Genomic DNA, 19,645 nt, shown 5'->3' with positions numbered 1-19,645 from the left:
CAGGCGTATTCCGGCATTTGCGGGCAGAAGCCACCATCACTCGCCCGAGTGACCTCACGTAACGTGCGAGGATCGGGGAGAGATGTCACACGCACTGCACGAGCCGATCCTCGACTGGTATTCGGCCAATCAACGCGATTTGCCCTGGCGGACCTCCGACGCATCCGCGTGGGCGGTCGTGGTCAGCGAGTTCATGCTGCAACAGACCCCCGTGTCCCGGGTGTTGCCGGTCTACGACGCCTGGCTGACCCGCTGGCCCACGCCGGCCGCGCTGGCCGCCGACGAGCCGGGCGAGGCGGTGCGGATGTGGGGCCGGCTCGGCTACCCGCGCCGCGCGCTGCGGCTGCACGGCGCGGCCGTCGCGATGGTCGAGCGCCACGACGGCGAAGTCCCGTCCGCACACTCGGATCTGCTGGCCCTGCCGGGCGTCGGCGAGTACACCGCCGCGGCCGTCGCCTCGTTCGCGTTCCGGCAGCGGCACATCGTGCTGGACACCAACGTGCGCCGGGTGATCGGCCGGGCGATCGACGGCGTCGAGTACCCGCCGCAGGCCACCACGCCGGCCGAGCGGCGCACCGCGACCACGCTGTTGCCCGCCGCCGCGGAGCGCGCCGCGACCTGGGCGGTGGCGATCATGGAGCTCGGCGCGCTGGTGTGCACCGCGAAGTCGCCCAAGTGTGTGGGTTGCCCGATCGCCGCGCTGTGCGCATGGCGGCTGGCGGGCAAACCCGCGTACGAGGGCCCGCCCCGGCGCGGCCAGACCTACGCGGGCACCGACCGCCAGGTCCGCGGTCGATTGCTCGCGGTGCTGCGGGACAGCGCCGGACCGGTGTCCCAGTCCGCGTTGAACGCGGTGTGGGACGAGCCCGTCCAACGCGCCCGGGCACTGGACGGGCTGGTCGCGGACGGCCTGGTCGAGCCGTTGGCGGCCGGCGTGTACCGGCTGCCCGTCGGTCCGCTCAGCGGCAGTACTTCTTCTCCGCGTCGATCGGGTTCGTCGGAATCCGCATCGAGTTCCGTTTCGGCGACCCGATGAGGTTCTTCCAGAATCGCGATACCGACATAGGCTCGCGGGTCGCTTCCTGAAGTTCGTGAATACCGCCGCAGTTCAATGCCCGCCGGGCCGCCTCGACCTTGGCCGGATCGACGTTGCGCATGTCCAGTTGGGTACCCGGCTGGGTGAAGTCGGCCAGAATCCATTCGATGTAGGTCAGCTTGTCGTGCCCGGACCGGGTCCGATAGTCGAGGTCCAGGTGCGCGCCGAGCGGATTCGCCAGACCGAAGATGTCGATCGCCAGCCCCGAGGTGGGCACCAGCACCGCGGGCTGTCCGAGCGCGCCGTAGACCACCGAGTCGGTGACCGGGACGTGATACTTGAGCGGCGCGGAGCGGAAGTCGAAGTTCAACATCCAGAACTTGTCGGGCTCGTGGTAGTAGGTCAGGTAGACGAACTGCGCGCCGGGCGTCGCGGTGTCCGTCTTCCACTCCGCGCCGACGCCTTCGAGCCGCTTCACGAACGCGTCCCGGTAGGCCTTGGAGGTGACCGGGTTCCGCTCGCCGGTCCAGGTCACGTACCACGCGCGGGTGTCTTCGATGTTCTGCGGACCGAAGCCCTGGTACGGCACCCGCATCGAGGCCGCGCAGACCACCGACCACACGGCCAGCCCCGCCGCGGTGCTCGCGTACAGCCGCTGCAACGGCAGCACCAGAACCGGCAGCAGGAACGCGAACGTGCCGGGCAGCAGCAGCCGGGCGTGCATGAAGTCGCCGCCGACCACGATCACGTAGCCGAGCAGCACCGTGCCCACGACCAGCGCGGTCGCGGTGAGCACCCGGATCCGGTAGCGCTCGAAGTCGCCGACCGAGCGGCCCACGGTGACCAACAGACCGACCGCCACCACGGTGAGCAGCAGCGGCGCCCAGATGTTGTACGGGCTCGCGTAGTCCTCGAAGTAGGTCCAGCCGCGACCGATGTCGGTCTTGGTGCCCTCCTTGGCGATCGCCGTGTTCGGCAGCAGAACGCCGTAGTAGCCCATCCGGAAGATCTGGTAGAGCACCGGGAGCAGGCCGCCGCACAGCGCGAGCAGGGCCAACCGCTTCCGGGTCGGCCGCAGCAGCAGCCACGCGGCCACCGCGAACACGATCGTGCCCAGCGCGAGGTCGGGCCGCACCAGCACGCCCATGCCGAGCGCGAACGAGGTCCACGCCTGGCGCGCGAAGGAACCGTCCCGGTCCAACCGGGCCAGCAGCGACCAACTCGCCCCCAACCAGACGAAGATCAGCCCCATCTCCAGGCCGGACGTGGCGAAGTCCCAGAACGGCGGCAGCGCGGCGATCACCAGCGCCCCAACGGGCAGCGGCCACCCACCGCCCGGGAGGTTGCGGTACAGCCGCCGCGTGCCCATCGTGGCGATCGCCAGGCCGGCTACCGCGCACACCAGTGAGCCGTACACCGCGACGGCGACCAGGTCGATCCCGGTCACCCCGCCGACCAGCGCGAGCAGCCACGGCCACAGCGTGGACGTCGCCGCTTCGGCGCGCTCGCCCACGTTGAAGTTGGGCCCGTTCCCATCCAGGATCTGCTGCGAGACACGGACGAAGATCAAGCCGTCGTCGCCGATCCAGCGTCGTCGGAAGGCGGCCAGTCCGAGCAGCAACGCCGGGACCAGCACGACGGCCAAGGCCCATCCGGTCCGCGCGTCCGGCCGATACCACGGTCTCTTTCGCAACATTTCCGGATCGGTATTCTCGATACCCTCAGTCGAATTCTTTTCGACCAAGGCGCCTTCTACGCCCACCGCCCTGCCCCCGAGCTCTTGTCGTCCCGCACACCGATCGGCGCAATAATATCATCGTGGAAATATTCGCCCGAATTCACCCTGTTCGACGCTCGACAATTCGATCGAAAACTGTATCGGCAATCCGAGCGGTGCGTGACGGTTCGGCGGTTATTTCTTTCCGACGCAGCGAAGCGACCGGGTAAAAGAATCGCAATGCACTTCCGGTCGACCCGAGCGCCGCGGCCCGGGCCCGGCGGCGCACCGACCCCACGCACCGCGACCGCACCCGACCCGGAAACCTTTGTGCCCCGAATCCCGGCGCCGAGCGCACGGCCCGCGAATACTGGGTGTACACGCGCCCACTACGGAACGCGATACGGCTCGGTCACGGGGCGCACACCGATCGAAGGGGGACGCGGTGACGGAGGAAGCCGGAGACGACGAGTCCACGGCGGGCGACGCGATCCGATGCATGGGCTGCCAGGGCACCGGTCTGGACACCTCCGGCCGGGTGTATCGCAGCCGGCATCGCGAGGTGTCGACGATCTGGGCCGGCACCCGCTGCCCGCACTGCCGAGGCACCGGCTGGCTGCACAACGGCCCGGCCGACCCACCGGAGGGCTCCCTCGGCGGCCCCTGGCGCACGGGCAGGTAACGCGCGGCCCGCTAGGCCCTGCCGGAGACGGGTCGCAGGTATCGACGGAAGCCCTGGGCCAGGCTCTCGAAGCCGCAGGCCCGGTAGAACTCGCCTGCCTCGGCGGTGTCCGCGGCCAAGAGTTGCAGCTTGTAGCACCCCGCGTCGGCGGCAAGCGTGCCGGCGGCGACCAACAGCCGGCGGCCGGTGCCCTGCCTGCGGCGCGTCGCCGCCACCACGACGTTCTCCACGAACATGATCGGATGCCCGCCCCGGGTGAGGTTGGGCAGCACCGCGCAGTCGGCGGTTCCGACGATGTTCCCGTCCAGATCCGCGACCAGCACCGTGCGACCACGCTGCGTGGCGATGTCCGCCCAGATCAGGTGAGCGTCCTCGATCGGCAGCGGCACGTCGTCGGGATGGAACTCGGCGTACAGCGCGAGCAGCCCGGGCAGATCCCGAGCCGTCGCCGGGCGGATGGTCATGGTCATGCCGAGAGCCTACAAATCCCGACCGGTCCACCCCGGGGTGCGCGCCGACCCGGCCGCCGCCGAATTCGGGCATCGAGCACTCACCCTGGGGCCGCCGGTCCGACGGGGCCACGCCGAGCAGCGCGGACAGTCGACTCGTATCCGGTCGAACTCGGCTGGTCACTCACCCATTCGGGTGAATCACGTCGGGCCCGCCACCGGCCGGCACCGGTTGCATTCCCGCAGATGACAGCGCCGCGACGGGCACCCGGCCGGCACCGCTCCGGCCGCCTCCGGTTGTCCCTTCGGCCGATTCGCCGTCTGCTGGTGATCGGAGCTCCCACACGACGACCGCCATGTCGCGACACCCTTGCCGCGACGCCGGGAACAGGAGCGTTGGCTCGTGAAGACGAACGTCACCCCGCAGGAGTTGATCGGCCGCAAGGTCGTCGATTCCGAAGGCAACAAGATCGGGACCATCGGCCAGGTGTACCTGGACGACCGCACCGGCGAGCCGGAATGGGTCACCGTCAAGACCGGCATGTTCGGCGGACGCGAGAGCTTCGTGCCGCTGGGCCCGGCCGACATGCAGGGCGACGACCTGCGTGTGCCCTTCGACAAGGAGCTCGTCAAGGAAGCGCCGAGCCTGGGCACCGACGAGCACCTCTCGCCGGAGGAGGAGGCCCGCCTCTATCGCCACTACAGCGTCACGCCGTCCAGCGGCATGACCCGCACCGAGACCTCCCAAGGCACCGGCACCGCCGGTATGGCTGCCGGGGCCGCCGGGGCCGCCGGGGCTGCCGACACCCGCCGACGGGCGGACATGTCCAAGTCGCAGCTCGCGGGTACGGACAACGGCTTCGAGGAGCTGACCGGCAAGCACGATCCGTCGGTGCGCACCAACGAGCCGCCGTCGGCCGGCGCCAAACCGTCTACCCCGCCCGCCGCCGGGATGGCCGGCACTCCGACCGGTCGGCACTCCCGGTCGGCGATGGAGGCGGGCACCAAAGCCGGCATGACGTCCTCGACCACGACCCGCGCAACCGGGGCCGACTCGGGCACCGCCCGGGCCGCGTCGATGTCCGCCAAGACCGGTACCGACGACGCGATGACGCGCTCCGAGGAGCGGCTGGACGTGCACGTCGAGATGGTCGAGGCCGGGCGTGCGGCGCTGCGCAAGGTGATCGAGACCGAGCGCGTGGACAAGGTCGTACCGGTGATGCACGAGGAGTGGGAGATCGTCCGCGAGCCGATCGACAACTCCAACCGCCGCGCCGCGCTCGACGGCCCGGACATGCACGAGAACGCGCACGAGATCGTGCTGCACGCCGAACGGGTCGTCGTCCGCAAGGAGGTCTTCCCGGTCGAGCGCATCCGGCTGGTCTCCAAGAAGGTGCAGAGCGAGCAGCGGGTGACCGAGGAGGTCCGGCGCGAACGCATCGAGCTGCACGACGGTGGCAAGGTACAGGTCCTCGACGGCAAGGGCGAGCGACTCGACAAGAACGAGCGACTGGACAAGAACAAGAACAAGTAAGGCCCGCTCCGCTCGGCCTCCCGCGAAGCCTCCGATCGCCCCCGGCCCGTCCGCGACGGCGACCGGGGGCTTCGGCAGTGTCCGGGGCGATCGGGCACGACCGGGAAAAACAGCGGGAAATCACCTCTTCCGCCCGGCGTTACTCGCCAGTAGGGTCCGAGACATGGACCTCACGGTGCTCGCCATTCCGGCCTTCACCCTCCTCTTGGTCGTCGAGTGGGTGTCGTATCGATTCGCCCCCGACGACGACGAGCGCGGGTACGCGGTGAAGGACACCGCGACGAGCCTGACCATGGGCCTCGGCAGCATCGCGGCCGGGCTGGGCTGGGGGTTGTTGACCGTCCTGGCCTGGGACGGGCTGCACGAGCTGACCCCGCTGCGGCTGGGGAACACGTGGTGGGCGTGGGTGCTGGTGATCGTCGGCGTGGACTTCTTCTACTACTGGGAGCATCGCGCCGGGCACGAGATCCGGCTGCTGTGGGCCAGCCATGTCGTGCACCACTCCAGCCGGCACTACAACCTCTCCACCGCGCTGCGACAGACCTGGACCGGGGCGCACCACATCGTGTTCATCGGGCCGATGCTGCTGCTCGGGTTCCCGTTGGCGATGGTGGTCACGTCCTTCTCGATCAACCTGCTGTACCAGTTCTGGATCCACACCGAGCGGATCGACAAGCTCTGGAAGCCGATCGAGTACGTCTTCAACACGCCCTCGCACCACCGCGTGCACCACGGTTCGAACCGGCAGTACCTGGACCGCAACTACGGCGGCATCCTGATCCTGTGGGACCGGCTGTTCCGCAGCTTCGAGCCCGAGGGCGAGCCGGTGAACTACGGGCTCACCAAGAACATCGAGACGTACAACCCGCTGCGGGTGGCCTTCCACGAGTACGCGGCCATCGCGCGCGACGTCCGGGCCGCGGGCACCTGGCGGGTGCGGTTCGGCCGGGTGCTGCGCGGACCCGGCTGGCAGCCCGCGACCGAGGCGATCGAGCCGCCCGCCGTCGCCCGGGCCGGCGCGTGAGGGCACGCGCGCTCCTCGCCGCGTACCTGACCCTGGGCGTCGTCGACACGGTGCTCGCCGCGGCCGGTGTCGACGGGCCTCGCTGGGTGAGCAAGACGCTGCTGATGCCGGTGCTGATCGCCTTCGTGTGGGTGGCCGCACGACCCGGTGCCGGGCGCGACCTGCGGCTGCCGATCGGCGCCCTGGCGGGCGGGTTCGTCGGCGACGTGGGGCTGCTCGTGGACCGCGGCGCGACCTTCATGATCGGGATGGCCGGGTTCGCGGTCGGCCACGTCTGTTACCTCCTGGCCTTTCGGCGCATGGGCGGCACGCTCTCGGCGCGCCGGGCCGTGGGGTACCTGCTCGCGTGGGGTGCGACGATGGCGCTGGTGTGGCGCGGCCTGGACGAACTGCTGGTGCCGGTCCTCGGCTACAGCCTGCTGCTCACCGGGATGGCGGCGTACGCGGCGGGTGTGGGCCGGCGCACCGGACTCGGGGGAGCGTTGTTCCTGCTCTCGGACGCGGTGATCGCGCTGGGCATCGCCGACGTGGACCTGTTGCCGGGGCAGGACGCTGTGGTGATGCCCACCTACGTGGCCGCCCAGTTGCTGCTCGCGCTCACCTGGGCGACGTGGCCGTTCAGCCGCCCGGACGCCGACGAGGCGGCGGACCGTCGGTCCGCCGCCTGGTCGGGCTGAGTCGGCCTCAGTCGGCGTACTTCGCCGCTGCCGCCTTGTACTCCGGCTCCGGGTTCATCGCCGCGGCGAGCCGCAGATACGGCGCGGCCTCCGCGCCGCGGCCGGCCCGCTCCAGGGTCCGGCCGAGGGCGTGCGTGGCCCACGCGTCACATGGGTCCAGCTCGACCACTCGGCGCAGCGTCGCCTCGGCCCGGCGGAGCTGGAGCGAGAGGAAGTACGCCCGGCCGGCCAGTTGCTGCACGGCGACGTTGTCGCGCTCGTCCTCCAGCACCGGCTCCAGGATGCGCAGCGCGCCCAACGGGTCGCGTCGCTCGACCAGTTCCTCGGCTACTCGGTAGTTCTCCAGGGTCAGCGTCACGGTGGCTCCCTTCGCGATGCTCGTGACGGCATCGGACACCAGGCAGAACCGGATACCCCGGTCAGGTATTCCGGCGGGCCGGTCGCGCCCGGTCAGGCCCCCGGGACGAGCACCGCGCGGCCGTTGATCCGGCCGTGGTGCAGTCGGTCGTACACATCCGGCGCCTGGTCCAGCGAAAACTTCTCCACCCAGGCCGAAGCCGACCGGGAGGGTTCCGCCGCCGATGCCCACGATGGTCAGGTCGCTCTCCACGGCCGCGCACTTCGCGGCCAGGTCGACAGTGGGTTGCACGCCCACGAAGTTGAGCACGAGCTGCGCACCGAGGCCGTCGGTGGCTTCGCGAACGATGTCGGCGGCCTTGTCGTCGGACCTGATCGCCAGATGCGCGCCCGAGGCGCGGGCCAGTTCCAGCTTGTCCTCGCTCACGTCCAGGGCGATCACCCGGGTGGCGGACAACGCTCGCAGCAGCTGCACGCCCAGGTGACCGAGGCCGCCGACACCCAGGACCACGGCGGTGCTGCCCGCGTGGAGCTTGTCCAGCGAGCGCTTGATCGCGTGGTACGGGGTCAGCCCGGCGTCGGTGAGCGGAACGGTCTGTACCGGGTCCAGGTCGCCGGTCGGGACCAGGTGTCGGGCGTCGTCGATCAGCACGTAGTCGGCGAGGGCGCCGGGGGCACCCAGACCGGGCGGCCGGATGCCCAGCTCGGCGGCGCGCGTGCAGTAGTTCTCCTTGCCCTGCGCGCACGCATGACAGGCGCCGCAGCCCCACGGTCCGTAGACGACGACCGCGTCGCCGAGCGCGAAGCCGGTGACCCCCTCGCCCAGCGCGGCCACGGTGCCGGCGCCTTCGTGGCCGAGGGTGAGCGGGGCATTCGGACCGAAGGTCCCCGTCGCCGACTCATCACGAAGATGTCGGAGTGACAGACGCCGGCGGCGGTGACCTTCAGCAGCACCTGTCCGGGGCCCGGTTCGGGCGCGGGGATCTCCCGCGCCTCGACCGGCTTGTCGAACTCGACGTATTGCACGGCCTTCATGGGTTTCTCCCTTTCCGGCGTACCGGCCCCACGTGGGTACACGAGTGGTGCGCGGGTGGCGCGATGGGCCGGCGACGTCAATGTCGGACTATTACTCGCCAACCGGATGGATTACCCAGGCGGGGTATCCACGCGCCGGTGCTACGGCGCGGTGTAGCCGCCGTCCACCAGGTGGTAGCTGCCGGTGATGAAGGCCGCCCGATCGGAGAGCAGGAAGGCGACCGGCTCGGCCACTTCGTCGCCCGTGCCGAGCCGGCCCATCGGATGCAGCCGGGCCAGCGCGGCGTGCGCCTCGGCGTCGGTTTCCTTGAGCAGCGGGGTCTCGATGAAGCCCGGGCCGACCGCGTTGATCCGGATCCCACGCTGCGCGTACTCGATCGCGGCGGTCTTGGTCAGGCCCAGCACGCCGTGCTTGGCGGCCACGTAGCCGACCGCGTTCGGGAAACCGACCGAGGACAGGATCGACGCCATGTTGACGATCGCACCGCCACCGGACTCCAGCATCGCCGGGATCTGGTGGCGCATTCCGTAGAAGACGCCGCTCAGGTTGATGTCGATCACCCTGCGCCACCCGTCCGTCGGGTACTCGCCGGTGTGCGCGTGCGGGCCGGTGATGCCCGCGTTGTTCACCGCGAGGTGCAGCCCGCCGAACACCTCCACCGCCGCGCGCACAAGCGCCGCGCACGACTTGGGCTCGGCCACGTCCACCCGCATGCCCCGGGCGGTGCCGCCGGCCTCGGTGATCTCGGCGGCGACGCGAGCCGCGCCGACATCGTCGAGGTCGGCGACCACGACGCTCGCGCCGTCGGCGGCGAGTCGGCGGGCGATCGCGGCGCCGATGCCCGAGGCGGCCCCGGTGACGATGGCGGTCCTGGTTGCGAAGTCGGCGCTCATGCCTTCGATCCTGGGAGCGGGCGATCGTCGGCGCCTGTCGGACGGGACCTAATGGGGGACGACCGCGACCGGCCTCACAGGCCGTTCAGGGCCACGTCGATGCCGCGCCGGACGATGTCCGCCTTGATCTCGTCCGGGAGATGGGCCAGTTCGGTGTCCAGCAGCAGCACGCTCAGGCCGTGCACGGCGGACCACATCACCACGTCCGAGTACTTGCGGCGCTCGGCCGGGAGTCGACCGAGCGCGACCAGTTCGTCCAGTGCCCGGGACATCAGCGAGTAGGACTCCTCCGACTCGTCCGGCGTGCCGGGCAGATGCCCCTCGCCGTCGCCCGCGGCAAGAGCCGCTTGCCGACGACCGATCATCGGGTCGCCCTCGGTGCCACCGTGGAAGATGGTCCGGAACAGGCCGGGCTCGGCGAACGCGAAGCGCACGTAGCCCAGCCCCGCCGCACGCAGCCGACGCAGCGCCTCGTCCCCCGGATCCGAACACGGCTCGCCCCCGGCCAACTCGTCCCGCATCGTCGCGGCGAGCATCGCCAGACCGCGATCCTTGACCGCCACGACCAACTCGTGATGGTTGGCGAAGTGCCGGTAGGCGGCGGTGGAGGACACACCCGTCGCGCGCGCGGCCTCGCGCAACACGATCGCCTGCGGACCCCCCGCCCGGGCCCGTTCCACTGCGGCCTCGGTCAGCGCGTTGCGCAGGTCGCCGTGATGGTATCCGCGACGACCCGAGGTGCCGGCGGCTTGCTCGCTTGCCATGGTTCTCCGTTCGATCCATCCCCATGTTGACACTGCGCACATTCAATGCCAAGTTATCAATGCCAACATTGTTATCGGCGTCAACATGGCTTCTTGCCCTGGCACCCTCCGTCTCCCCACGGACCGCATGGAAGGTCGATGATCATGCTCGAACGACTGGGGAATCTCGTATTCCGCCGAGCACGCGCCGTGCTCGTGGTCGGCGCGTTGTTGTTGCTCGTCTCGGCCGGGGTGGGCTTCGGCGCCTTCGGCAAGCTCCAGTCGGGCGGATTCGACGCGCCGAACTCGGCCTCGACCCGGGCCCAGGACGAGATCAAGCACACCTTCGGCGGCCGGCCCAACCTGGTGGTCGAAGTGCGGGCCAAGGACGGCTCGAGCGTCGACGCACCGGCCGTGGCGGAGGCCGGCCGCCGACTCACCGCGTCCCTCGCGGCCGTACCGGGCTTCGACCAGGTGGCCTCCTACTGGACCACCAACGCACCCGGGCTCAAGGCCGACGGGGGCCGCGGCGCGCTGCTCGTCGCCCATTCCGTCGAGGACGACATCAGCGAATTGCCCAAGGCCGCACAACTGCCCCCGGACAGCCCGCTCAAGGTCCGGATCGGCGGCGACGCCTCGATCGGACCGGCCGTCAACGGCCAGGTCGGCAAGAGCCTGGCGATCGCCGAGTCGATCGCGATACCGCTGACCCTGCTGCTGCTCGTACTCGCCTTCGGCAGTCTGATCGCGGCCCTGGTCCCGCTCGTGATCGGCTTCATCGCGATCATGGGCACCTTCGCCGAGTTGTTCGTCCTCGGCAGCCTGACCGACGTGTCGATCTTCTCGATCAACCTCACCACGGCCCTGGGCCTGGGCCTGGCGATCGACTACGCACTGCTGATCGTGGCCCGACACCGCGAGCTGCTGCACGCGGGGCACGACCTGCACGACGCGGTGGTGGGCACGCTGCGCACCGCCGGGCGAACCATCCTGTTCTCCGCCGCGACGGTGACCGCCGCGCTCGCCGTGCTGCTGGTCTTCCCGCAGTACTTCCTGCGCTCGTTCGCGTACGCGGGCATCGGCGTGGTGATCGTCTCCGCGCTCGCCGCGCTGATCATCGCGCCGGCCCTGCTGACCGTGCTCGGACCGCGCGTGGAGTCGATGCGGATCAAGGGCATACGCGGCGTCCAGGGCGCGGAGGCGCCGGTGTGGTCGCGACTCGCCGGCTTCGTCACCCGGCGGCCCGCGCTCACCGCACTGCCGGTGCTGGCGGTGCTGCTGCTGGCCGCGTCGCCGCTGCTCGGGGTCGAGTTCGGCACGCCCGACGAACGGGTCCTGCCGACCAGCACCGAGGCCCGTCGGGTCGGCGACACGCTGCGCGCGGACTACAGCCTCGACGACACCCGCACCGTGGACGTGGTGCTGCTCGGCACCGGCGCCCAGGCCCCGGTGGACACCTACGCGGCCCGGCTCGCCGCGCTGCCGGGAGTGACCCGGGTGGACAGCGCGGGCCCGGACCGGATCCGACCCGACGCGCGCCTGCTGTCGGTGATCACCACACTGCCCGCCAAGTCGGACGCCGCGCAGGACCTGGTTCGCGACGTCCGGGCGATCCCCGCACCGGACCGCACCGAGGCCCTGGTCGGCGGCACGGACGCGCGTCTGGTCGACACCAAGACCTCGATCGGCGACCGGCTGCCACTCGCCTTCGGGCTGATCGTGCTCAGTACGTTCGTGCTGCTGTTCCTGTTCACCGGGAGCATCCTGCAACCGCTGCGCGCGCTGCTCCTGAACGGGATCAGCATCATGGCCGCGGTCGGCATCACCGTGTGGGTATTCCAGGACGGACATCTCTCCGGTCTGCTCGGCTTCACGCCGCTGCCCATGGACACCTCGATGACGGTGCTGCTGTTCTGCATCGCGTTCGCGCTGTCGATGGACTACGAGGTGTTCGTGACCAGCCGGATCAAGGAGCTGCACGACGCCGGCGCGTCCGACGAGGACGCGGTCCGGCAAGGTCTGGGTCGTACCGGACGGATCGTCACCACCGCCGCAGCACTGCTCGCGGTGACCTTCGTGGCGTTCCTGACCAGCAGCGTGAGCTTCCTCCAGCTGTTCGGCTTCGGCGCGGCGCTGGCGATCCTCCTGGACGCGACCCTGGTCCGCGGCATCCTGGTGCCGGCCGCGATGCGCCTGCTCGGCCGGCACGCGTGGTACGCCCCGCGGGTCCTGCGCCGGGTGCACGACCGGGTGGGCCTGCGCGAGTCGGCGGTGTCGCCGGCCCGGACGGATGCCGCGAGCAAGGCCGGCGAGCACGTGCGCGACGGCGCGTACTGACCCGGCACGACCGGTCGACGCGGCCGATTTCGCACGACGAAGGGGCCGCCCCCGGGAAGTGATCCCCGGGGGCGGCCCCTTCGTCGTTGCCGTGCGCGGTCTCCCGCGGACCCGACTACTCCTTGGTCAGGTTCGGGCCCGAGCCGGTCGCCTCGATGGGCGGTGCGTCCGGCAGCGGGGCCTTCTCCATGCCCTCGAAGGTGAACTGCTCGTCCTTGCCCTCACCCTCGGTGTCGACCACGATGATCGACCCGGAGCGCAGCTCGCCGTAGAGGATCTTCTCGGAGAGGTTGTCCTCGATCTGGCGCTGGATCGTCCGACGGAGCGGACGGGCACCCAGCAGCGGGTCGTAGCCTCGCTTGGCGAGCAATGCCTTGGCGGCGGGACGGAGCTCGATGCCCATGTCCCGGTCGCGCAGCCGCTCGTCCACCTTGGCGATCATGAGGTCGACGATCTGGATGATGTCTTCCTCGGAAAGCTGGTGGAAGACGATCGTGTCATCGACACGGTTGAGGAACTCGGGACGGAAGTGCTGCTTCAGCTCTTCGTTGACCTTCGCCTTCATCCGGTCGTAACCGGTCTTGACGTCGGACGATCCGGAGAAACCGAGGCCGAAGCCCTTCGAGATGTCCCGTGTGCCGAGGTTGGTCGTCATGATGATGACGGTGTTCTTGAAGTCCACCACCCGACCCTGGGAATCGGTCAGTCGACCGTCCTCCAGAATCTGCAGCAGCGAGTTGAAGATGTCCGGGTGGGCCTTCTCGACCTCGTCGAACAGAACCACCGAGAAAGGCTTGCGACGGACCTTCTCGGTGAGCTGGCCGCCCTCTTCGTAACCCACATATCCGGGCGGGGAACCGAACAGCCGGGAGACCGTGTGCTTCTCGGAGAACTCGCTCATGTCCAGCTGGATGAGCGCGTCCTCGTCGCCGAAGAGGAACTCGGCGAGCGTCTTGGACAGCTCGGTCTTACCGACGCCGGACGGGCCGGCGAAGATGAACGAACCACCGGGACGCTTCGGGTCCTTGAGGCCGGCGCGGGTACGCCGGATGGCCTGGGAGAGCGCCTTGATGGCGTCCTTCTGGCCGATGACCCGCTTGTGCAGCTCGTCCTCCATGCGGAGCAGACGGGCCGACTCCTCCTCGGTCAGCTTGAAGACCGGGATGCCGGTGGCGGTCGAGAGAACCTCTGCGATCAGTTCCTCGTCGACCTCGGCCACGACGTCCATGTCGCCGGCCTTCCACTCCTTCTCCCGCTTCGCCTTGTCGGCGAGCAGCTTCTTCTCGCTGTCGCGCAGGGACGCGGCCTTCTCGAAGTCCTGCGCGTCGATCGCGGACTCCTTGTCCCGACGCACGTTGGCGATCTTCTCGTCGAACTCGCGCAGGTCCGGCGGCGCGGTCATGCGCCGGATGCGCATCCGCGAGCCGGCCTCGTCGATGAGGTCGATCGCCTTGTCCGGCAGGAACCGGTCGGAGATGTACCGGTCCGCGAGCGTCGCCGCGGCCACCAGGGCCTGGTCGGTGATCGACACGCGGTGGTGCGCCTCGTAGCGGTCGCGCAGACCCTTGAGGATCTCGATCGTGTGCGGCAGGGACGGTTCCGCGACCTGGATCGGCTGGAACCGGCGCTCCAGCGCCGCGTCCTTCTCCAGGTGCTTGCGGTACTCGTCGAGCGTGGTCGCACCGATCGTCTGCAGCTCGCCTCGCGCCAGCATCGGCTTGAGGATGCTCGCCGCGTCGATCGCGCCCTCGGCTGCACCCGCACCGACGAGCGTGTGCAGCTCGTCGATGAACAGGATGATGTCGCCGCGGGTGCGGATCTCCTTGAGCACCTTCTTCAGCCGCTCCTCGAAGTCACCGCGGTAGCGGGAGCCCGCCACCAGCGCGCCGAGGTCCAGCGTGTAGAGCTGCTTGTCCTTGAGCGTCTCGGGCACCTCGCCCTTGACGATCGCCTGGGCCAAGCCCTCGACGACGGCGGTCTTGCCGACGCCGGGCTCGCCGATCAGGACGGGGTTGTTCTTGGTGCGGCGGGACAGCACCTGCATGACCCGCTCGATTTCCTTCTCGCGCCCGATGACCGGGTCGAGCTTGCCCTCGCGCGCCGCCTGGGTCAGGTTGCGCCCGAATTGGTCGAGCACGAGGGACGTCGAAGGCGTCCCCTCCTGGCCGCTTCCGCCCGGCGCGGCGGATTCCTTGCCGGTGGAGTAGCCGGAGAGCAGCTGGATGACCTGCTGGCGGACCCGGTTGAGGTCGGCGCCGAGCTTCACGAGGACCTGGGCTGCGACACCCTCGCCCTCGCGGATCAGGCCCAGCAGAATGTGCTCCGTGCCGATGTAGTTGTGGCCGAGCTGGAGCGCCTCGCGAAGCGACAGCTCGAGGACCTTCTTCGCACGGGGCGTGAAGGGGATGTGACCGGACGGGGCCTGCTGGCCCTGACCGATGATCTCCTCAACCTGCTGACGCACTGCCTCGAGCGAGATGCCGAGGCTCTCCAGGGCCTTCGCCGCGACGCCCTCACCCTCGTGGATGAGGCCGAGGAGGATGTGCTCAGTACCGATGTAGTTGTGGTTGAGCATCCGGGCCTCCTCCTGAGCCAGGACGACAACCCGCCGCGCGCGGTCGGTGAACCTCTCGAACATCGTTATCGCTCCTCAGAGCGGTCGTGCAGATCGGGGACGGTCCCCTCCCTGTCCTTCCGCATGCTAGTCCTGCACGCAGGACCGCTCGATTCGTCCGTGAAGACGTGCGACCCACGTGTTGCGGACCGCTTTGGACAACTAGTCAAACCCGATGGTGCGTGTCGGTGTTCCCGCCGGCCACGTCCTGAGGCCGATTCCGAGTACGCCAGAAGCGAACGCGGTATTTTCCGGCACGGCCTCGGACCGACACCGGCACCGATTCCGCCTCCCCGTCCCCCCTCCATGTCCGGGTCATACCCAGGACGACACCTGCTATATACCGGCAGGTCACGACGGCTGTGCAGGCGATCGCGCGGGCGCTCGGACAGGCCACGCGCGGCCGTACCGCGCACCATGTCACTCATCGCGGTTGCCATATCACCTTTCGTAACCTCGCTGTCGTCCTGGAGTTGAACACGTTATGGCAGCCACGCTTGTTTTCGCGTCCCGTTCGGCGCCCGTCGTGCCCGGCCCGTTGGACGAGGCCCTCTGGTACGCGCGGGCGCTCGGATGGCCGGCGGCTCCGGGATCGGTCGACGCGGCGGGTGGGCTCGCGGTGGCGACCACCGATCCGCAGGTGCTCGCGCGGTACTGGGCGAGCGACCCGTCGGCCTCGGTTCGGCTGGCCGCCGGGGTGCGGTTCGACGTCCTGGATGTTCCCGGAGCGGCCGGCGTCCGGGCCCTGGACCGGGCCGAGCGGCTCGGCGTCCCGATCGGGCCGGTGGCCGCGACCGGCACCGGCCGGATCCAGTTCCTCGTGGCCCCCGGGGTGGCGGGCGACCTGCCCGCCCTGTTGGACTGGCTGGACTGGGCCGACCTGGACCTGGACCTGCGCGCGTACGGCGAGGGCGACACGGTGGCCGCGCCGTCACCGTGGCCGGCCACGTGGCGGGCACCGTGGCCCCGCGCGTGGGAGCACGCGCGCTGGCTGCGCCCGCCGGTCGACCCCGGTCGCGTGCGCCCCGCCGGGGACCTCGCGACTCTCGGCGCGGTGCTGCACGTGGACGTGCGCTTCCCGGACGTCACCCGGCTGCTGAGCACGTTGGCGCACGCGTGCCAGCATGTGCGGCTGTTCCCGCGGCCGCGGGCCACCGAGCCGAGGCCGCTGACCCACCACCGCCCGGCACCGGCCTGAAGCACGGCCGGACGACCGGACACGGTGCCGCCCCGGCCCCGGGAAACGACATGAGCGGTGCCTCCCCCGGTTCGTTCGGGGGAGGGCACCGCTCGATGGTGGCGTCGACGATCAGGCGTGGGCCTTCTCGTAGGCGTCGCGAATGTTGCCCGGCACGCGACCGCGCTCGCTCACGTCGTAGCCGTTCTCCTTGGCCCAGGCGCGGATCTTGGCGGTGTCACCGGAGGCGGCACCACCCTTGACCACCTGGCGGACGCCGCGGCGAGCCGCGACCCGGCCACCGGTCTTACGGCCGGCCTCGACGTAGGTCGTCAGGGCCGCGCGGAGCTGCTCTGCGTGCGTGGCGCTCAGGTCGATCTCGTAGGAGACACCGTCGAGCGCGAACGTCACCGTCTCATCGGCCTTGCCGCCGTCGAGGTCGTCAACGAGAAGAATCTGGACCTTCTGTGCCACCAGGATTCCCTTTCATCGGGAGGGTTCAACCAACTCAAGAAAAGGAAACCGCTTTCTGCGGGAAAATACAAACCCACCCCCGCGCGGAACCCGTCGAGTCGGCAATACGTTACCGGGTTTGTGGTTGCGACTTCACCGCACACCACACCGCCATGGGCAAGAAGCGTCAAGGGGTTGACCGGCATGGGTCACGCGATCTCCACCACACTCGCGCGGTCTACGCGGATCGAGATCACTGCCAGAGATGGAGCAGCATCCGCGTGTTGCCAAGGGTGTTGGGTTTGACGCCTTCCAGATCCAAAAACTCGGCGACGCCCTCGTCGTACGAACGCATCAGTTCGCTGTAGACATCGCCGTCGATCGGTGTCTCCTCGATCTCGACGAAGCCGTGCTTCGCGAAGAAGTCGACCTCGAAGGTCAAGCAGAATATCCGCCGAACACCGAGCCAACGCGCGGTCTCCAGGAGTTTGCTGAGCAAGAGGTGACCCACTCCGTGCCCGCGACACACCGGATCCACTGCGAGAGTGCGCACCTCGGCGAGGTCTTCCCACATCACATGCAGCGCACCGCACGCGACCACTTCACTGTCCGCGTCCCGCTCGGCGACCCAAAACTCCTGCACGTCCTCGAAGAGGGTGACCGTGGGTTTGTCCAGAAGGATACGCAGCCCCACGTACCCATCCACAAGGCGTCGAATGGCCCGCACATCGGACGTTCTGGCACGTCGGATCGTCACTTCCATGCGCTGACGCTATCGCGATCACGATAGCCCTCGCCGCTCCGCCCTGTTTACCACCGATCTGCCCCGGCGGGGGGGCAAAACACCCGGACCGATGACGGAGGCCCGGGGCGGGGTTTCCCCGCCCGAGCCTCGCGTTCTTCATACATCCGGCACAGATACCCACGGCCCGCCGGCACTGCCGTGGAGTGATCAGGCCGGATATGGACTGATTTCCCCGGTCATTACCGGGTCGTGGAATCGGCCACGCGCGTGCTCGCGCAGGTCGCCTCGGCGTCGTCGCCACACGCGTTGCGGATGACCGGCTTGGCACCCGGCGCGCTGACGAAACTCGATCGAGCGGTCATCTCGGATCCGGCCGCGCCTTGCGGCACCTTGAGCACGAGAATCAGGATGACCTCGGAGTCGGCCTTGATCCGGCCGGTCTTCCACACTCCGGTCGCCGCGTCGAATTCACCCTGCGACGGCTTGGAATCCACCAGTTTCGCGCCTGCCGGCAACGAGTTGCGCACGACCGCGGACTTCGCCTCGCCGCCGCCGGAGTTCGACACGGTCACCGTGTGGGTGACCGTGTCGCCCGGCTTGGCCTGCGCGGGGACGGCCGTGCGGCGCAATTCCAGCTTCGCCGTCGAGACCGCTTCCGCCGGCCGGCCGGGCGGCTGGGTCGAAGCGGGCATTGTGGGCGGCTGGGTGGACAACGGCGGCTGGTTCGGCAACCTCACCGAGGGCGCGCCCACGCCGTGGTCGGCCGGGTCGGCGGGATCCGGCAGCGTCACGCCCGGCGGCAGCGACGTGCCCGGCGTGCTCATCACGTCCGCGAGGTCGCTCCGGAGCCGCTGCCCGAGCGTCGCCCGCATCTGATCCAGCCGAGCACGCAGGTTGTCCATCGCGTCGTTCGGCACGGTCGGATCCGACCGCGACGGTGCGGACTCGCACGAGGACGACCACAGGGTCCACCCGTGTGAGGTCGTCCACCCGTACGACGCCGTGCCGTACCACGTCGTGACGGGTTCCGGCTGCCGCTCGGATGCGACAGCCGCCGAGCCGACCGCAGCCGGGATCGCGCCCAGCACGGCGCTCACCGCGACGCCGGCCACCGCGAGGGCGCGTACCACTCGGGTTTTCGCTCGCATCATGTCGGCCCACTTTCCGTTCCACCGTGCAGAAGTCGCATTTCTTACGTAGATCATTAATACGATTACGCAGAGTTGCGCTCCACGGTGCCCCGCGGGTTGCGCCGAACGAATTAACAGGGCGCCCGAACAGCCCAGGCAGCCGCCGAACGCGCCGCCGATTCGGCTCAGGGCAGTGCGACCCGCAACGCGTCGCGCAACGCCTCGATCTGTTCCGGCGTCATGCCCTCGACGAAGTGCACGAGAGCACCCGCGCGACTGTCGCCCGCCGCCCAGTCGTCGCGCATCAACTCGGCGGTATACGCGTCCCGCGAGCGCACGGCTTGGTACCGATAGGCCCTTCCGTGCAACCGGCGGCGCAACAGGCCCTTGCGAAAGAGTTTGTCGAGCACGGTCATCACCGTCGTATAGGCGGGCTCGCGCTCGGGCAGCAGCGCCTCCTGTACCTCGCGCACCGACGACGGGCGATTGAGCCGCCAGACGCGGAGCATCACCTGGGCTTCGAGTTCGCCGAGACGGTTCATGGTCGGTCCCTTCCCGAAACCTGGTGGCACCGTGAGCTGCGTCACGCATGGCGCGCGATCTCCTATGCGGCATCGTAGACACGATTTCGTCCGGATTTGTCGCATGCGGTGATGGACGGCGGGCGCGAACGCGGCAGCGCGGAACGCACTACTACGCGGTGACGTAGTGTCCATTTCGTCACGACTTGGTCGATACGCAGCGGATTGCTACCACTGATCCCGGCCCTGTCGTCGATTCCCCGAGGTATACGTGCCGCATTCCCCCGAAGCTCCGCCCACGTCCACGTCCACCGATCGCCCTTCGCGGCTGAAGGCACTGCGTCCGAGGCGTCCGGTCATCGTGGTCGCCGGCCTCGCACTCCTGGCCGTCGCGGTCACCACCGGGGTCCAGGCAGCGGGGACGGACACGAGCGGAGAGCGCGCGGCCGGCGCGTCGAGCGCCGATCCGGACACCGCGCAGCGGCTCGCCGACCGCGGCGCGGACGTCGCGGCCCGCTCG

At 69.5% G+C, this 19,645-nt stretch carries 16 protein-coding genes and 2 pseudogenes; 7 read left to right on the top strand and 11 right to left on the bottom strand.

What is annotated here, in order from left to right; genetic code table 11:
• The first annotated feature begins 82 nt into the window (after positions 1-82).
• Positions 83-1,036, top strand: coding sequence for an A/G-specific adenine glycosylase (locus ABZS54_RS29795; protein WP_355542803.1), 954 nt, complete (start codon positions 83-85; stop codon positions 1,034-1,036).
• Here ABZS54_RS29795 and ABZS54_RS29790 read toward each other — a convergent pair.
• Complete coding sequence (locus ABZS54_RS29790; RefSeq protein WP_355542800.1) at positions 960-2,732, bottom strand: hypothetical protein; 1,773 nt, start codon at positions 2,730-2,732, stop codon at positions 960-962. The genes ABZS54_RS29795 and ABZS54_RS29790 overlap by 77 nt on opposite strands.
• Positions 2,733-3,198: 466 nt before the next feature.
• On the opposite strand from ABZS54_RS29790, the gene ABZS54_RS29785 reads away from it, so the two are divergent.
• Positions 3,199-3,435: a hypothetical protein gene (locus ABZS54_RS29785; RefSeq protein WP_355542797.1), complete on the top strand. Its 237-nt coding sequence runs from the start codon at positions 3,199-3,201 to the stop codon at positions 3,433-3,435.
• An 11-nt stretch (positions 3,436-3,446) separates the two neighbouring features.
• Here ABZS54_RS29785 and ABZS54_RS29780 read toward each other — a convergent pair whose 3' ends face one another.
• A complete protein-coding gene (locus ABZS54_RS29780) occupies positions 3,447-3,905 on the bottom strand; it encodes a GNAT family N-acetyltransferase (protein WP_355542794.1) in 459 nt (152 codons plus the stop codon).
• A gap of 382 nt (positions 3,906-4,287) precedes the next feature.
• Here ABZS54_RS29780 and ABZS54_RS29775 point away from each other — a divergent pair, with 382 nt between their 5' ends.
• The 3 genes from ABZS54_RS29775 to ABZS54_RS29765 all read left to right on the top strand — a co-directional run bounded on the left by ABZS54_RS29775 (position 4,288) and on the right by ABZS54_RS29765 (position 7,119).
• A complete protein-coding gene (locus tag ABZS54_RS29775; RefSeq protein ID WP_355542791.1) occupies positions 4,288-5,418 on the top strand; it encodes a DUF2382 domain-containing protein in 1,131 nt (376 codons plus the stop codon).
• A 163-nt stretch (positions 5,419-5,581) separates the two neighbouring features.
• Positions 5,582-6,442, top strand: a complete 861-nt coding sequence (locus ABZS54_RS29770; RefSeq protein ID WP_355542788.1) for a sterol desaturase family protein — start codon at positions 5,582-5,584, stop codon at positions 6,440-6,442.
• A complete protein-coding gene (locus ABZS54_RS29765) occupies positions 6,439-7,119 on the top strand; it encodes a lysoplasmalogenase (protein ID WP_355542785.1) in 681 nt (226 codons plus the stop codon). Before ABZS54_RS29770 ends, ABZS54_RS29765 begins: the two co-directional genes overlap by 4 nt.
• Before the next feature lie 7 nt (positions 7,120-7,126).
• Here ABZS54_RS29765 and ABZS54_RS29760 read toward each other — a convergent pair.
• From ABZS54_RS29760 to ABZS54_RS29745, 4 genes and pseudogenes are all read right to left on the bottom strand, one after another.
• A pseudogene (locus ABZS54_RS29760) lies at positions 7,127-7,426 on the bottom strand (tetratricopeptide repeat protein); the annotation flags it as partial.
• Positions 7,427-7,569: 143 nt separating this feature from the next.
• Positions 7,570-8,511, bottom strand: a pseudogene (locus ABZS54_RS29755) (NAD(P)-dependent alcohol dehydrogenase).
• 141 nt (positions 8,512-8,652) lie between these two features.
• Positions 8,653-9,405, bottom strand: a complete 753-nt coding sequence (locus ABZS54_RS29750) for an SDR family NAD(P)-dependent oxidoreductase (RefSeq protein ID WP_355542782.1) — start codon at positions 9,403-9,405, stop codon at positions 8,653-8,655.
• A gap of 74 nt (positions 9,406-9,479) precedes the next feature.
• The gene (locus ABZS54_RS29745; RefSeq protein WP_355542779.1) at positions 9,480-10,169 is read right to left on the bottom strand and encodes a TetR/AcrR family transcriptional regulator; all 690 of its coding nucleotides are present in this window, start codon (positions 10,167-10,169) and stop codon (positions 9,480-9,482) included.
• Between the two features lie 138 nt (positions 10,170-10,307).
• On the opposite strand from ABZS54_RS29745, the gene ABZS54_RS29740 reads away from it, so the two are divergent.
• Positions 10,308-12,485: an MMPL family transporter gene (locus tag ABZS54_RS29740; RefSeq protein WP_355542776.1), complete on the top strand. Its 2,178-nt coding sequence runs from the start codon at positions 10,308-10,310 to the stop codon at positions 12,483-12,485.
• Between the two features lie 115 nt (positions 12,486-12,600).
• Here the strand turns inward: ABZS54_RS29740 and ABZS54_RS29735 are convergent, their stop codons facing one another.
• On the bottom strand, positions 12,601-15,123 hold the full coding sequence (locus ABZS54_RS29735) for an ATP-dependent Clp protease ATP-binding subunit (protein ID WP_355542773.1): 2,523 nt from the start codon (positions 15,121-15,123) through the stop codon (positions 12,601-12,603).
• A 460-nt stretch (positions 15,124-15,583) separates the two neighbouring features.
• Here ABZS54_RS29735 and ABZS54_RS29730 point away from each other — a divergent pair, with 460 nt between their 5' ends.
• On the top strand, positions 15,584-16,297 hold the full coding sequence (locus tag ABZS54_RS29730) for an SCO3374 family protein (RefSeq protein ID WP_355542770.1): 714 nt from the start codon (positions 15,584-15,586) through the stop codon (positions 16,295-16,297).
• Between the two features lie 111 nt (positions 16,298-16,408).
• On the opposite strand, the gene ABZS54_RS29725 is transcribed toward ABZS54_RS29730, so the two are convergent.
• The 4 genes from ABZS54_RS29725 to ABZS54_RS29710 all read right to left on the bottom strand — a co-directional run bounded on the left by ABZS54_RS29725 (position 16,409) and on the right by ABZS54_RS29710 (position 19,146).
• On the bottom strand, positions 16,409-16,750 hold the full coding sequence (locus ABZS54_RS29725; RefSeq protein ID WP_355542767.1) for an Lsr2 family protein: 342 nt from the start codon (positions 16,748-16,750) through the stop codon (positions 16,409-16,411).
• A gap of 232 nt (positions 16,751-16,982) precedes the next feature.
• Entirely contained in the window at positions 16,983-17,492 is a 510-nt protein-coding gene (locus ABZS54_RS29720; RefSeq protein WP_355542764.1) for an amino-acid N-acetyltransferase, read from the bottom strand.
• Between the two features lie 221 nt (positions 17,493-17,713).
• Entirely contained in the window at positions 17,714-18,625 is a 912-nt protein-coding gene (locus tag ABZS54_RS29715; protein ID WP_355542761.1) for a DUF11 domain-containing protein, read from the bottom strand.
• A 164-nt stretch (positions 18,626-18,789) separates the two neighbouring features.
• Positions 18,790-19,146 (bottom strand): BlaI/MecI/CopY family transcriptional regulator, encoded by a 357-nt coding sequence (locus ABZS54_RS29710; protein ID WP_355542758.1) that lies wholly within the window; start codon positions 19,144-19,146, stop codon positions 18,790-18,792.
• Positions 19,147-19,645 lie beyond the last annotated feature (499 nt).

Source organism: Embleya sp. NPDC005575 (genome assembly GCF_040605455.1).
Classification (GTDB): domain Bacteria; phylum Actinomycetota; class Actinomycetes; order Streptomycetales; family Streptomycetaceae; genus Embleya.
The sequence above is the reverse complement of the archived record's forward strand: the minus strand, read 5'-3'. Positions and strand labels throughout refer to the sequence as shown.

Excerpts from the sequence above, each read along its gene's own strand:
- ABZS54_RS29740 (WP_355542776.1), top strand. The coding sequence starts at position 10,308 with ATGATCATGCTCGAACGACTGGGGAATCTCGTATTCCGCCGAGCACGC.
- ABZS54_RS29720 (WP_355542764.1), bottom strand. The coding sequence starts at position 17,492 with ATGGAAGTGACGATCCGACGTGCCAGAACGTCCGATGTGCGGGCCATT.
- ABZS54_RS29715 (WP_355542761.1), bottom strand. The coding sequence starts at position 18,625 with ATGATGCGAGCGAAAACCCGAGTGGTACGCGCCCTCGCGGTGGCCGGC.
- ABZS54_RS29795 (WP_355542803.1), top strand. The coding sequence starts at position 83 with ATGTCACACGCACTGCACGAGCCGATCCTCGACTGGTATTCGGCCAAT.
- ABZS54_RS29780 (WP_355542794.1), bottom strand. The coding sequence starts at position 3,905 with ATGACCATGACCATCCGCCCGGCGACGGCTCGGGATCTGCCCGGGCTG.
- ABZS54_RS29730 (WP_355542770.1), top strand. The coding sequence starts at position 15,584 with ATGGCAGCCACGCTTGTTTTCGCGTCCCGTTCGGCGCCCGTCGTGCCC.
- ABZS54_RS29735 (WP_355542773.1), bottom strand. The coding sequence starts at position 15,123 with ATGTTCGAGAGGTTCACCGACCGCGCGCGGCGGGTTGTCGTCCTGGCT.
- ABZS54_RS29710 (WP_355542758.1), bottom strand. The coding sequence starts at position 19,146 with ATGAACCGTCTCGGCGAACTCGAAGCCCAGGTGATGCTCCGCGTCTGG.
- ABZS54_RS29750 (WP_355542782.1), bottom strand. The coding sequence starts at position 9,405 with ATGAGCGCCGACTTCGCAACCAGGACCGCCATCGTCACCGGGGCCGCC.
- ABZS54_RS29745 (WP_355542779.1), bottom strand. The coding sequence starts at position 10,169 with ATGGCAAGCGAGCAAGCCGCCGGCACCTCGGGTCGTCGCGGATACCAT.
- ABZS54_RS29770 (WP_355542788.1), top strand. The coding sequence starts at position 5,582 with ATGGACCTCACGGTGCTCGCCATTCCGGCCTTCACCCTCCTCTTGGTC.
- ABZS54_RS29790 (WP_355542800.1), bottom strand. The coding sequence starts at position 2,732 with ATGTTGCGAAAGAGACCGTGGTATCGGCCGGACGCGCGGACCGGATGG.